This is a genomic window from Mesorhizobium sp. B2-4-7, assembly GCF_006442685.1.
GTDB lineage: Bacteria > Pseudomonadota > Alphaproteobacteria > Rhizobiales > Rhizobiaceae > Mesorhizobium.
Map to the genome: position 1 here is coordinate 100,173 of NZ_VFVH01000013.1, position 13,226 is coordinate 113,398.

Consider the following 13,226-nt stretch of genomic DNA (forward strand, 5'->3'; position numbering starts at 1 on the left):
GGAGTCCTTACCATGCAAGGCATTCTCTACGAGGAACCGTCCATCTGGCAGTTCTTCTTCGTCACCTGCCTGCTCGGCGGCTGGGCGGCATGGATGACCGGCAAGGCCAGTGCCCAGACCTGGCGCAGCTTCGTCCAGCTGTTCGCCTATCTGCTGGGTCTCGGCATCGGCATCCGCTTCATCCATCATGCGCTGTTCAACGGCACGATGTTCTCGCTGCATTACTATGTCGTCGACACCATCGTACTGATGATCCTCGGCTTCGTCGGCTATCAATACACACGAACCAACCAGATGGTGACACAGTATAATTGGCTCTACGAAAGAGCTTCAATCTTGAGCTGGAAACCGAAAGGTTGACGTTCATCATTAACGCCGTTTCGGGGATGAATCGGCGTGACAAGTGCCTGAAAATCGGCAAACTATGCTTTCTGCGATAAGGGTGGGCATCGCATGAAAGCTTCATCCACGCCCACTCCGTTAATGGGAGCGTTTAAATGAAAAAATCACTTTTGTCCGCCGTCGCCCTGACCGCGCTGATCGCGTTCAGCGGCAATGCGTGGGCTGATCTAATGGTCGGCGTTGCTGGCCCGATCACGGGTCCGAATGCCGCCTTCGGCGCACAGTTGCAGAAGGGCGCGGAGCAGGCGGTCGCCGACATCAATGCGGCGGGCGGCATCAACGGCGAGCAGATCAAGCTCGAAGTCGGCGACGACGTCTCCGATCCGAAGCAAGGCATCTCGGTCGCCAACAAGTTCGTCGGCGACGGCGTCAAGTTCGTGGTCGGCCACTTCAACTCGGGCGTCTCCATTCCGGCGTCGGAAGTCTACGCGGAAAACGGCATCGTCGAGATTACGCCTGCCGCGACCAACCCCCAGTTCACCGAGCGCGGCCTGTGGAACGTGTTCCGCACCTGCGGACGCGATGACCAGCAGGGCGGCATCGCCGGCGGTTATCTGGCGGCCAATTTCAAGGACGCCAAGATCGCCGTCGTGCACGACAAGACCACCTACGGCCAGGGCCTTGCCGACGAGACCAAGAAGGCTATGAACGCCAAGGGCGTGAAGGAAGTCATGTATGAAGGCGTCAATGTCGGCGACAAGGACTTCTCGGCGCTGATCGCCAAGATGAAGGAAGCCGGCGTCTCCATCATCTACTGGGGCGGCCTGCACACTGAAGCCGGCCTGATCATCCGCCAGGCGGCCGACCAGGGCCTCAAGGCGACGCTGGTTTCCGGCGACGGCATCGTGTCGAACGAACTGGCTTCGATCGCTGGCGACGCGGTCGCGGGCACACTCAACACGTTCGGCCCGGACCCTCGCCTGATCCCGGCCAACAAGGAACTGGTCGAGAAGTTCCGCGCGCAGGGCTTCGAGCCGGAGGCCTATACGCTCTACGCCTACGCAGCCATGCAGGCGATCGCCGAGGCAGCCACCTCTGCCAAGTCCAACGACCCGCAGGAAGTTGCCAAGGCGCTGCATGAGAAGGGTCCGTTCAAGACCGTGCTCGGCGACCTCTCCTACGACGCCAAGGGTGACCCGACGCTGCCCGGCTACGTCATGTACGAGTGGAAGAAGGGCGACGACGGCAAGTACACCTACGTCCAGAAGATGTAAGCCTGTCCGCATTGACTTCACGGAATGCCCGGCGCCTCGCGCCGGGCATTTTCTTTACGGAAGCAGCGATCGCGCGTTTATTGGCGGGCGAGAATTCTCGTTTTGAGGTCAGCAGAGGCTTTCCGCTGATGTTCAGCCGTTTGGGGCCACGCTCAAGGCGGAGAATCCATTTTAAATCGGTTTAAACGCGCGTCAAATTTTGTTTGCACTGCAGCATTTTCACGCTAATCATGGCGCCGCTTGCTCTTCCCTTCCGCTGCTGGAGCCCAGTCCTTGGCCATCACGAAGATCCTCGTCGCCAACCGGTCCGAAATCGCCATCCGCGTGTTTCGCGCGGCCAATGAACTCGGCCTCAAAACGGTGGCGATCTGGGCCGAGGAGGACAAATATTCGCTGCATCGCTTCAAGGCCGACGAGAGTTACCAGGTCGGGCGCGGGCCGCACCTCAACAAGGATATGGGGCCGATCGAAAGCTATCTCTCGATCGAGGAGGTGATCCGCGTCGCCAGGCTGTCGGGCGCCGATGCGATCCACCCCGGCTATGGACTGCTTTCGGAAAGCCCCGAATTCGCCGAGGCCTGTGCCGAAGCCGGGATCACCTTCATCGGGCCCAAGCCGGAGACGATGCGCCGGCTTGGCAACAAGGTCGCGGCGCGCAATCTGGCCATCGAGGTCGGCGTGCCTGTCATTCCTGCCACCGATCCGTTGCCGGACGACATGGAGGCGGTCAAGAAACTTGCCACGGAGATCGGCTATCCCCTGATGCTGAAGGCTTCGTGGGGCGGCGGCGGCCGCGGCATGCGCGCCATCCGTGCCGAGGCCGATCTCGCCCGCGAGGTCACCGAGGGCAAGCGCGAGGCGAAAGCCGCCTTCGGCAAGGACGAGGTCTATCTCGAAAAGCTGATCGAGCGCGCCCGCCATGTCGAAGTGCAGATCCTGGGCGATACCAGTGGCAATGCGGTGCATCTGTTCGAGCGCGACTGCTCGATCCAGCGCCGCAACCAGAAGGTCGTCGAGCGGGCGCCCGCGCCCTATCTCAGCGAGGAGCTGCGCCAGGAGCTGTGCGGCCATGCGCTGAAGATCGCGCGCGAAACCAGCTATATCGGCGCCGGCACGGTCGAGTTCCTGCAGGACGCCGACACCGGCAAGTTCTATTTCATCGAGGTCAATCCGCGCATCCAGGTCGAGCACACCGTCACCGAACAGGTGACGGGCATCGACATCGTCAAGGCGCAGATCCACATTCTCGACGGCTTCGCCATCGGCACGCCGGAATCGGGCGTTCCAGCACAAAAGGACATCAGGCTGAACGGCCACGCGCTGCAGTGCCGCATCACCACCGAGGATCCCGAGCACAATTTCATCCCGGACTATGGCCGCATCACCGCCTATCGTGGCGCCACCGGCTTCGGCATCCGCCTCGATGGCGGCACCGCCTATTCGGGCGCGGTCATTACCCGCTTCTATGACCCGTTGCTGGAAAAGGTGACCGCATGGGCGCCGACGCCGGCCGAGACCATCGCACGCATGAACCGGGCGCTGCGCGAATTCCGCATCCGCGGCGTGGCCACAAACCTGACTTTCCTCGAAGCGATCATCAATCACCCGAACTTCGCCGACAATTCCTACACGACCAAGTTCATCGACACGACGCCGGAGCTGTTCGAGCAGGTCAAGCGCCAGGACCGCGCCACGAAGCTGCTCAACTATCTTGCCGACGTCAGCGTCAACGGCCATCCCGAGACGCGCGGCCGGCCGCAGCCGAAAGCCGATGCCGCCGCACCCGTGGTGCCCTACCTCAACGGCAATGTGCCCGGCGGCAGCAAGCAGAAGCTTGACGTGCTCGGTCCGGAAAAATTCGCCGCCTGGATGCGCACGCAAAAAGAGGTGCTGGTCACCGACACGACGATGCGCGACGGCCATCAATCCCTGCTGGCGACGCGTGTGCGCACGCACGACATCGCCGGCATAGCGGGCACCTATGCGCGTGCCCTGCCGCAGTTGCTTTCGCTTGAATGCTGGGGCGGCGCCACTTTCGACGTCGCCATGCGCTTTCTCACCGAGGATCCCTGGGAGCGGCTCTCGCTGGTACGCGAGGCGGCGCCCAACCTCCTGCTGCAGATGCTTCTGCGGGGCGCCAACGGCGTCGGCTACACCAACTATCCCGACAATGTCGTGCAGCATTTCGTCAAACAGGCGGCATCAGGCGGCATCGACCTGTTCCGGGTGTTCGACTGCCTGAACTGGGTCGAGAACATGCGCGTCGCCATGGACGCGGTCGGCGCCGAGGGGAAGCTGATCGAGGCCGCGATCTGCTACACCGGCGATATTCTCGATCCCACGCGGGCGAAGTACGACCTGAAATATTATGTCGGGCTGGCGAAAGAGCTCGAGGCGGCCGGCGCCCATATCATAGCGGTCAAGGACATGGCCGGGCTGTTGAAGCCGAGCGCCGCGCGCGTGCTGTTCAAGGCGCTGCGCGAAGCGACAGACCTGCCCATCCATTTCCACACACACGATACATCGGGGCTCTCAGCGGCAACGGTTCTGGCGGCGGTAGAGAGCGGCGTCGACGCCATCGACGCGGCGATGGATGCGTTCTCCGGCAACACCTCGCAGCCCTGCCTCGGCTCTATCGTCGAGGCGCTGAAGGGCACCGAGCGCGATCCCGGGCTCGACCCGCAATGGATCCGGAGGATCTCCTTCTATTGGGAAGCGGTGCGCAACCAGTATGCCGCCTTCGAAAGCGACCTCAAGGGGCCGGCGTCCGAAGTTTACCTGCACGAGATGCCGGGCGGACAGTTCACGAACCTCAAGGAACAGGCGCGTTCGCTTGGGCTGGAGACGCGCTGGCACGAGGTGGCGCAGACCTATCACGACGTCAATCTGATGTTCGGCGACATCGTCAAGGTGACCCCGTCGTCCAAGGTGGTCGGCGACATGGCGCTGATGATGGTCAGCCAGGATCTCACCGTCGCCGACGTCGAGAACCCGGCGAGGGACATCGCCTTCCCGGACTCGGTCGTCTCGATGCTGCGCGGCGATCTCGGCCAGTCGCCTGGCGGCTGGCCGCAGGCGCTGCAGAAGAAAGTGCTGAAGGGCGACAGGCCGATCACGGCGCGGCCGGGCTCGCTGCTGAAGCCGGCAGACCTCAAGGCCAGCCGCAAGGAGATCGAACGGAAGCTCGAGCGCAAGCTCAGCGAATACGAGTTCGCTTCCTGGCTGATGTATCCGAAGGTCTTCTCGGACTTCGCGGCCGCGCAGGAAACCTACGGTCCCGTCAGCGTGCTGCCGACGCCGACCTATTTCTACGGCATGAAGCCGGAAGACGAGGTGTTCGTCGACATCGAGAAGGGCAAGACGCTGGTCGTGCGCTGCCAGGCGATCGGCGACGTGGACGACAAGGGCATGGTCACCGTGTTCTTCGAACTCAACGGCCAGCCGCGCCGCGTCAAGGTGCCCGACCGGGCGCATGGCGCGTCCGCCGCGAAGGCAAGGCGCAAGGCCGAACCCGGCAACGAGGCGCATGTCGGGGCGCCGATGCCGGGCGTCGTCTCGGCGCTCGCGGTGGCCGCCGGCCAGGCCGTCAAGGCCGGCGACGTGCTGCTTTCCATCGAAGCGATGAAGATGGAAACGGCGCTGCATGCCGAGCGTGACGGCACGGTCGCCGAGGTGCTGGTCAAGGCTGGCGACCAGATCGATGCCAAGGACCTGCTGATCGCCTTCAATTGAGATCTCGCAAGAGAGAGCCACAGACTGTCGGCTTCTGTCGGCAGCCCTGCCAGCCTGTTCGATAACCGCTTGACCCGCCGTCCCCGGTCGGGCATCGAACCGCAGAAATTTGCGGCGGCACGGTTGCCGAGTCGCGGCGAAGCATCGATTTTTTTGGAGAAAAACATGGCCGACGATATCACAGAGACCAGCCAGACTGTTGCCGCCGGCCAGTTGCGTGCCTTCATCGAGCGCATCGAGCGGCTCGAGGAGGAGAAGAAGACCATTTCTGACGACATCAAGGAAGTGTTCGCCGAGGCCAAGGGCACCGGCTTCGACACCAAGGCGATGCGCGCGATCATCCGGCTGCGCAAGAAGGACCAGGCCGAGCGCCAGGAGGAGGAGTCCATCCTGGACCTCTACAAGGCCGCTCTCGGCATGGTGTAAGGCGAGGCATCTCGTGATGTCCGGGGTCGGCGATGAGTGAGTTCGACTTCGGTGGCCGAAGGGCCTCAGAGTTCCGCCAACGCGGCTTCTGGACGCTGTTTGCCGGGCGTCACCCGGAAGAAAGAACCCGGCTGGCGAGGCGAGGGCCCTGGTTCTGGCAGCGCGGGCTGCCGGAATTCGCGCTGGTGCTGTCCATGTATGTGGCGCCGAGCGAGAATGTGGTCGGCGTCTTCTTCGGCCGTAACGAGAAGCTTGGCGCAACCGACGTCTGGGTGCGCCTCAAGCCGTTTCAGCCGGCGATCGAGGAACGGCTGAAGCTCAGGCCGGAGCAGAGCGCACAAAACCTCGGCATCAATTCACAGTGGCGGGTCAACTGCTTTGCCGAGGACAATTGGCCGGCCATGACCGACTGGCTGGTGACCGAATGCTCGCGGTTCGAGTGCGCCGTCACCGAAGTTCTGGGACAGGGATAGACCGCCGATGCTCGCGGATTTCTTCCGCTCGCGTTGGGATGGCCAGGTGCGGCTCGACCGGCTGTTCTGGCGCGATATGGTGCTCGTCGGCACGGCGATCAACATTGCATCGTCCGTGGCGGCGCTCATTCTGCTGGGGTTGAAGATGCCGCTCGGTCTTGTGCTGGCGGTGCATTTCGCGCCGGTGCCCTACAACATCTTCCTGACTTCGGCCGTCTGGCGGACGGCGGAGCGAACCGGTGGCGCCAAGGCCTCCCTTGCTATGCTGGGTTCGGCGCTCTGGCTGATCGCAACAGTCGTCGTCTGACAATGCTGCACGAAAAAGGGCGGCCGAGGCCGCCCTTCGCAGAAAACATTGGCGAGGCCTCGCTCAGGCCGGCTCGAATCTCAGCGCCACGCCGTTGATGCAGTAGCGCAGCCCGGTCGGCGGCGGGCCGTCCTCGAAGACGTGGCCGAGATGGCTGCCGCAGTGAGCGCAATGGCATTCCGTGCGGACCATGCCGTAGCTGCGGTCGGTCGTGGTCTCGATGGAACCGGGAACGGGGTCGTTGAAGCTCGGCCAGCCGGTGCCGCTCTCGAACTTCAGCTTGGATTCGAACAGCGGCTGGTCGCAGCCGACGCAAAAGAAGGTGCCGGCGCGCTTTTCGTGAAGCAGCGCACAGCTGCCCGGGCGTTCGGTGCCATGGTTGCGCATGACGGCATATTGCTCAGGCGTCAGCCGGGCGCGCCATTCGGCGTCGGTGCGGGTGACGGGATAGGCGTGGGTGTCCATGCAGAAAACTCCTCGGCCTTGACGGCTCATTGTTGATCGCAATGTCTATTCGCAACAAGATAGGCGTTTGTTACGAGATTTGCCCGCATTTTCGAGCGTGCCGTCTGCAATCCTCACGCGATCGCCGTGAGATAGCGCGCAACGGAGGCCGCCAGCGCCTGTTTCGCGCCACCGATAACGTTCTGGTTCCACCACGCGCCGTAGATGTCATCGAATGTGAAAGGCTCCAGCGCGGCCGCGATGCGGCGCACGGCGGCCGCATTGAGCGGGATGTAGTTGGGATAGCTGTACATGAAGCTGACGTGGCGGCGGGTCGGCGTCACCTGCAAGATATCGCCGGCCAGGAGAGCATTGCCGCCTTCGCGCTTCCAGTGCAGCACCTGGCCGCCAGCAAAGTGGCCGCCGCAGCGGATGAGCGTCAACGCCGGGTTCAGGTCCAGTGTCTCGCCTTGCCAGCTGACGATCGACGGGTGCGGCCGCATGATCCACTGCCGGTCGTCGTCATGGAGATAGATCGGCACGCCGCCAAACGCCTCGCTCCATTCGACCATCACCGAATAGTAGTGGCAGTGCGAGATGGCGATCGCGGCGAGACCGCCCCGGCGCTTGATCTCGGCCACCGCCTCGTCGGTCACAAGCGAGATGCAGTCCCACAGCACATTGCCGTGCGGCGTCTGCGCCAGCAGCGCTCGCTGACCGATGGCGAAGCGCGGCTCGATGCCGAAGGCGAGCACGCCGGCATCATCCTTCATCACGATCCGATGCCCGGCGGCGAGCTCTTCCGTGTGATCCAGGCCTGGCCTTCCCAGCGCACATATTGCCGCTCGTCCTCGCAGATCGGACAATGCCGAGGCGGCGCTTCGCTCTGCGCGAACTGGACGCCGCATTGCAGGCAGAGGAAACAGGTCATGGAACCTCCCGTCATTGTCCCGGCTTAGTGCTTGCGCGACAATTGCCTGGTGGCGCCTTCCAACCCGGCCAGCGTCAGCGGAAACATGCGGCCGCCGAACATGTCGCGGATCATAGCGATCGAATGGGTGAAACCCCAGTTCTTCTGGCTCTCGGGGTTCAGCCATACCGCATTCGGCCACTGCCGCAGCAGACGGCCGAGCCAGACGGCGCCCGCCTCCGGGTTCCAGTGCTCGACCGAGCCACCGGGATGCGCGATCTCGTAAGGGCTCATCGAGGCATCGCCGACCACGATCACCTTGTAGTCAGGCCCATATTTGTGGAGGAGGTCGAAGGTCGGGATCGTCTCGGCATGGCGACGGCGATTGTCCTTCCACACGCCCTCGTAGAGGCAGTTGTGGAAATAAAAATATTCGAGCTGGCGGAATTCGGCGCGGGCGGCCGAGAACAATTCCTCGACGCTTCTGATGTGATCGTCCATCGAGCCGCCGACATCGAAGAACATCAAAAGCTTCACCGCGTTGCGCCGCTCTGGCCGCGTCTTGACGTCGAGATAACCGTGCTCGGCGGTGGCGTGGATGGTGCCGGGCAGGTCGAACTCCTCCTCGGCGCCTTCACGCACCCAGCGGCGCAGCCGCTTCAGCGCGATCTTGATGTTGCGGGTGCCGAGCTCGACGGCGTCGTCGAAATTCCTGAACTCGCGCCTGTCCCAGACCTTCACGGCCCGGCGGTTGCGGCTCTCATGCTGGCCGATGCGCACGCCTTCGGGATTGTAGCCATAGGCACCGAAAGGCGAGGTGCCGCCAGTGCCGATCCATTTCGAGCCGCCTTGGTGGCGGCCTTTCTGCTCCTCGAGCCGCTGCTTCAGCGTCTCCATCAGCTTCTCGAAACCGCCGAGCGCCGCGACCAGCTTTTTCTCTTCCTCTGTCAGGTGCTTTTCGGCCAGCCGGCGCAGCCATTCCTCGGGGATATCAGCGACGTTGACGGCATTCGGACCGCTGAGCGCCTCCACACCCTTGAAGACATGCGCGAACACCTGGTCGAAGCGGTCGATATGGCGTTCGTCCTTCACCAGCGCGGCGCGAGCGAGGTAGTAAAAACCTTCGACGTCGTAGTCGACCAGCCCGGCTTCCAACCCCTCCAGCAGCAACAGGTATTCCCTGAGCGAAACGGGAACGCGCGCTGCCTTCAGTTCGAGGAAGAAGGGGATGAACATTTTCTATCTATAGAAGATCATATTCGATGAAGCCGGTGCGGCGCGCGACATAGTCATAGAGCTTGCGCGCCGTGGTGTTGGTTTCGTGCGTCATCCAGTAGACGTTCCTAACGCCGATCTTGCCGGCTTCCTGCTTCACGGCTTCGATCAGCGCAGCGCCAATCCCTTTGCCGCGCACTTCGGGGTCGGCGAACAGATCCTGCAAGTAGCAGTTGTTCTTCTCGGACCAGCAAGAGCGATGGTACAGGTAGTGGGTGAGGCCGACAGCCTTGCCGTCGAGGACGGCGATGAAGCCCTTCGGTTCGAACTCGCCTTGCGTGAACAGGCGCTTCCAGGTGACCTGATAGACCTCTTGCGGCAGCTTCGTCTCGTAGAAGGCAAGGTAAGCGGTCCAAAGCCGACGCCAGTCGGCGTGGTCGGATACTGCGAGCGGGCGGATAGTGATCTCGGCCATTTCGTTCCCTCTGAGGTCTGGAACTCAATCCATACCAACAGAATCGGGATCAGGAACACCCTTGCCTATCCCGCCGGCAAATTATACTCGCGAAAAGCGGTCGCGAGCATGTGCAGCGCCTCTCGTGCCCTTGGCGCCAAGCTGTGCGAATGCAAAACGATCTCGGAAGGGGGAATTGGCGGCAGGCCGAGTTTGCGGCCCACCTCGACCAGGCCGGGCGGCGCGACACGGTAGGCGAGCGCAGCGACGGCGAAGCCGGCCGACACCGCGATATTGACGGCTGCGCCGCCGCCGCCCACGAAAGCCTCGTTCCAGGCAATGCCTGCCTTATCCAGCGTCTCGACAGCTCTCACGCGGTCAGGGCAATTGCATACGGTGCTTAGCAGCGCCAGGCGCAATGGCGTTCCCGGCCGCCATTCGAAGGCCGGGGCGGCGAACCAGCCATATTGAGTGCGCGACAAGGCTTCGCCGCGGCGGCTGTCGTCTTCCTGATGGACAATCACCGCATCGAGCTCACCGCGATCGAAAGCCTCCTCCAGCATGGAGCTCGTATCGATCCTGATGTTGAGCGCGAGCGACGGATCATGGGCATGCAACTGGGCTATCAATATGGACAGCTCAGGCCCGGCGACGTGATCGACAAAGCCGAGAGCAAGCCGACACGGCGCGTCGGAAAATTCCGTAACGGCTCGTTCGTGGGCGGCAAGGAATTCACGCGCCGCCGGGAGAAAAGCCGCTCCCCTTGCCGAGAGGGCCACGCGGCGCGGCGTTCGTTCGATCAGACGCGCGCCGAGCTTCTCTTCCAGCCGACGCAGCTTAACGCTGATCGTCGCCTGGGTGCTGCCCAGCGCGGCAGCCGCACGCGTGAAGCTCTGCAGGTCGGCCACCATGACGAAGGTCCGCACGGCATCGACGTCAAGACTGGTCATCTCTAATCATTCCATTTTGTCATTTCTGAAATAGAAACGCATAGTCTTTTTTCATGATGGGGGGTCATTTAAGTCATGTCGACCGCTGTGTGAAGAGCGACGCTCGCAGCCACTTCCGAATGCTCCGACTGAAAGTGACCGACATGACGTTTCCAATCGACCGAAACACCGTTGCTCTTGCGGGGGTCTGCCTCGCCTCGCTGCTGTTCGGCCTCGAAATCTCCAGCGTCCCGGTGATCCTGCCGAAACTGGAAACCGTGCTTGGCGCTGATTTCAAGGATCTGCAATGGATCATGAATGCCTACACCATTGCCTGCACCACGGTGTTGATGGCGACGGGGACATTGGCCGACCGTCTCGGCCGCAAACGCGTGATGGTGGGCACCACCGTCGCCTTTGGCCTCGCCTCCCTGCTATGCGGTCTCGCAACGAGCGCTCCGCTGCTGATCGTCGCCCGGTTTCTTCAGGGCCTGGCGGGCGGAGCGATGTTTACCTGCAGCGTGGCGGTGTTGTCCCACCAGTTTCAAGACGGCAGTGAACGCGGCAAAGCCTTCGTCGCCTGGAGCGTCGTCTCGGGCATCGGGCTTGGCTTCGGCCCCGCCATTGGCGGATTGATTGTGACGCTGTCGAGTTGGCAATGGGTGTTCCTCATCCATGTGCCGCTTGCCGTTCTTGCCTTGGCTTTCATCGGCGCCGGTGTCACCGAATCGCGCGATCGCAACGCCCAGAAGCTTGACCGGGCCGGCATACTGACACTGTCGTTCGCGGTGTTCGGCTTCTCCTATCTGATCACGCAAGGGGCAGATATGGCGGCTGGCGCGCGCATCGGCGTGGCAAGCGCGGCCGTGCTGGCCTTCGTCGCGTTCCTCGTAGCCGAGAAGATCAATCCCTATCCGATGTTCGATTTCTCGGTTTTCCGCATCCGCCAATTCTCGGGAGCGATCATGGGCGGCATCGGCATGAATTTCAGCTACTGGCCGTTCATCATCTATCTGCCGATCTATTTTTCGGGGGTTCTCGGTTACGACAGCACCACGACCGGCCTGTTGCTGCTCGTCTATACGCTCCCTTTCATGCTGATGCCGTCGATCGCCGAGCGCCTGCGCGCGCGCTATCAGGCGCGGGTGGCGATCCCGCTCGGCTTGTTGACATTGGGGGTCGGTTTCATCGCCATGTGGATAGGTTCCGGGCTCGAGGGCAACTGGCTGACCATGCTGCCCGGCACGCTGATCGCCGGCATCGGCATCGGCCTGACCAATTCGCCGACCACCAACACCACGACCGGCTCGGTGCCACCCGATCGTGCCGGCATGGCGTCCGGCATCGATATCAGTGCGCGGCTGATCACGCTTGCCATCAACATCGCGGTGCTGGGACTGCTGCTGACGCAGGGGATCGTTTCTTATCTGCGCAACGCATTCGGCACGGCTGTCGACCCGAACGAACTGCGCGCCCTGGCGGAGAAGATCGCAGCCGGCAATCTCGACGGCCTGGCGCAATACTCGCCCAAGCTTGCGACCCTCGACCCGACGGGCGCCATCGTTCATGCCGCCCTGGTCAACGGTTTTGGCTGGGTCATGCTCTATAGCGGGATCGGCGTTCTGGCTCTTGCCGTCATCAGCTTTGCTATCTTCGGTCCAAAACATGTCGCGCCGCAGCAGCGAAGCGGGCGTCCTGCGCAGGGTGCTGGCGAGGTGCGCTCCTAGCAATGCCTTGCGGCTCGGCCTCAGGACGCCGAGCCGCTCGTCACCCTTGCCGTCTCGCCATGAAGGCCAGCCGTTCGAACAGATGCACGTCCTGCTCGTTCTTCAGCAGTGCGCCATGCAGCTTGGGCAGCGCGTTCTTCGGGTCGGCGCGCAGATCCTCGGGCGCGATGTCGTCGGCGACCAGCAGCCTTATCCAGTCGAGCGCCTCGGAGGTCGACGGCTTCTTCTTCAGCCCCGGCACGTCGCGGATTTCGTAGAACTGAGTGAGCGCCGCCCGCACCAGATTCTGCTTGATGCCGGGATAGTGCACATCGACTATCCTGTGCAGCGTCTCGACGTCGGGAAAGCGGATGTAGTGGAAGAAGCAGCGGCGTAGGAAGGCGTCCGGCAGCTCCTTCTCGTTGTTGGAGGTGATGATGACGATCGGCCTCACCGCGGCGCGGATCGTCTCGCCGGTCTCGTAGACGAAGAACTCCATCCGGTCGAGTTCCTGCAAGAGGTCGTTGGGAAATTCGATATCGGCCTTGTCGATCTCGTCGATTAGGAGGACGACTTTCTTGCCGGCGGCGAAGGCTTCCCACAATTTGCCGCGCTTGATGTAGTTCTTGATATCGTTGAACCTGGTATCGCCAAGCTGACTGTCGCGCAGCCGCGACACGGCATCATACTCGTAGAGGCCTTGCTGCGCCCGCGTCGTCGATTTGACGTGCCATTCGATGAGTTCCAGCCCGAGTGCCGCCGCCACTTGCCTGGCAAGCTCCGTCTTGCCGGTGCCGGGCTCACCTTTGACCAGCAAGGGCCGTTCCAGCGCGATCGCCGCGTTGACCGCCACCATCAGATCCTTGTCGGCGACGTAGGCCGCAGTGCCTTCGAAACGCATTTTTGCTCCTTGGTTCAGTACGGACGACCGTAAGGAGACGGCTTGGCCCATGCAAGGGTGGGTTGGCGGCGGCGAAATGTGAAGCCGGCAGGGAAAGAGCGCCAACTCTCTGG

General features: G+C 62.6%; 12 protein-coding genes and 1 pseudogene. 7 read left to right on the forward strand and 6 right to left on the reverse strand.

Annotation, left to right across the window (positions count from 1 at the left end; translation table 11 throughout):
* The first annotated feature begins 12 nt into the window (after positions 1 to 12).
* The 6 genes from FJ946_RS27375 (at position 13) to FJ946_RS27400 (ending at position 6,554) form a co-directional block, all read left to right on the forward strand.
* Positions 13 to 360, forward strand: coding sequence for a DUF6867 family protein (locus tag FJ946_RS27375; protein WP_140493080.1), 348 nt, complete (start codon positions 13 to 15; stop codon positions 358 to 360).
* Positions 361 to 497: 137 nt separating this feature from the next.
* Complete coding sequence (locus FJ946_RS27380; RefSeq protein WP_140493083.1) at positions 498 to 1,616, forward strand: branched-chain amino acid ABC transporter substrate-binding protein; 1,119 nt, start codon at positions 498 to 500, stop codon at positions 1,614 to 1,616.
* A 273-nt stretch (positions 1,617 to 1,889) separates the two neighbouring features.
* The gene (pyc, locus tag FJ946_RS27385) at positions 1,890 to 5,348 is read left to right on the forward strand and encodes a pyruvate carboxylase (RefSeq protein WP_140566795.1); all 3,459 of its coding nucleotides are present in this window, start codon (positions 1,890 to 1,892) and stop codon (positions 5,346 to 5,348) included.
* A 165-nt stretch (positions 5,349 to 5,513) separates the two neighbouring features.
* The gene (locus FJ946_RS27390; protein ID WP_140493089.1) at positions 5,514 to 5,774 is read left to right on the forward strand and encodes a DUF2312 domain-containing protein; all 261 of its coding nucleotides are present in this window, start codon (positions 5,514 to 5,516) and stop codon (positions 5,772 to 5,774) included.
* 32 nt (positions 5,775 to 5,806) lie between these two features.
* Positions 5,807 to 6,247: a hypothetical protein gene (locus FJ946_RS27395; protein ID WP_140566798.1), complete on the forward strand. Its 441-nt coding sequence runs from the start codon at positions 5,807 to 5,809 to the stop codon at positions 6,245 to 6,247.
* A gap of 7 nt (positions 6,248 to 6,254) precedes the next feature.
* A complete protein-coding gene (locus tag FJ946_RS27400; protein ID WP_140566799.1) occupies positions 6,255 to 6,554 on the forward strand; it encodes a hypothetical protein in 300 nt (99 codons plus the stop codon).
* 63 nt (positions 6,555 to 6,617) lie between these two features.
* Here FJ946_RS27400 and msrB read toward each other — a convergent pair whose 3' ends face one another.
* The 5 genes and pseudogenes from msrB to FJ946_RS27425 all read right to left on the reverse strand — a co-directional run bounded on the left by msrB (position 6,618) and on the right by FJ946_RS27425 (position 10,527).
* Positions 6,618 to 7,019, reverse strand: a complete 402-nt coding sequence (msrB, locus tag FJ946_RS27405) for a peptide-methionine (R)-S-oxide reductase MsrB (protein ID WP_140566801.1) — start codon at positions 7,017 to 7,019, stop codon at positions 6,618 to 6,620.
* Positions 7,020 to 7,132: 113 nt separating this feature from the next.
* Positions 7,133 to 7,929 (reverse strand): annotated as a pseudogene (locus FJ946_RS27410) (MBL fold metallo-hydrolase).
* Between the two features lie 24 nt (positions 7,930 to 7,953).
* Positions 7,954 to 9,144 (reverse strand): VWA domain-containing protein, encoded by a 1,191-nt coding sequence (locus FJ946_RS27415; RefSeq protein WP_140566802.1) that lies wholly within the window; start codon positions 9,142 to 9,144, stop codon positions 7,954 to 7,956.
* A 7-nt stretch (positions 9,145 to 9,151) separates the two neighbouring features.
* A complete protein-coding gene (locus tag FJ946_RS27420) occupies positions 9,152 to 9,598 on the reverse strand; it encodes a GNAT family N-acetyltransferase (protein WP_140566805.1) in 447 nt (148 codons plus the stop codon).
* 65 nt (positions 9,599 to 9,663) lie between these two features.
* Positions 9,664 to 10,527: a LysR family transcriptional regulator gene (locus FJ946_RS27425; RefSeq protein WP_140566807.1), complete on the reverse strand. Its 864-nt coding sequence runs from the start codon at positions 10,525 to 10,527 to the stop codon at positions 9,664 to 9,666.
* Positions 10,528 to 10,670: 143 nt separating this feature from the next.
* On the opposite strand from FJ946_RS27425, the gene FJ946_RS27430 reads away from it, so the two are divergent.
* The gene (locus FJ946_RS27430; RefSeq protein WP_246675804.1) at positions 10,671 to 12,233 is read left to right on the forward strand and encodes an MFS transporter; all 1,563 of its coding nucleotides are present in this window, start codon (positions 10,671 to 10,673) and stop codon (positions 12,231 to 12,233) included.
* Positions 12,234 to 12,273: 40 nt separating this feature from the next.
* On the opposite strand, the gene FJ946_RS27435 is transcribed toward FJ946_RS27430, so the two are convergent.
* Entirely contained in the window at positions 12,274 to 13,113 is an 840-nt protein-coding gene (locus tag FJ946_RS27435) for a MoxR family ATPase (RefSeq protein ID WP_140493116.1), read from the reverse strand.
* Between the last annotated feature and the right edge of the window lie 113 nt (positions 13,114 to 13,226).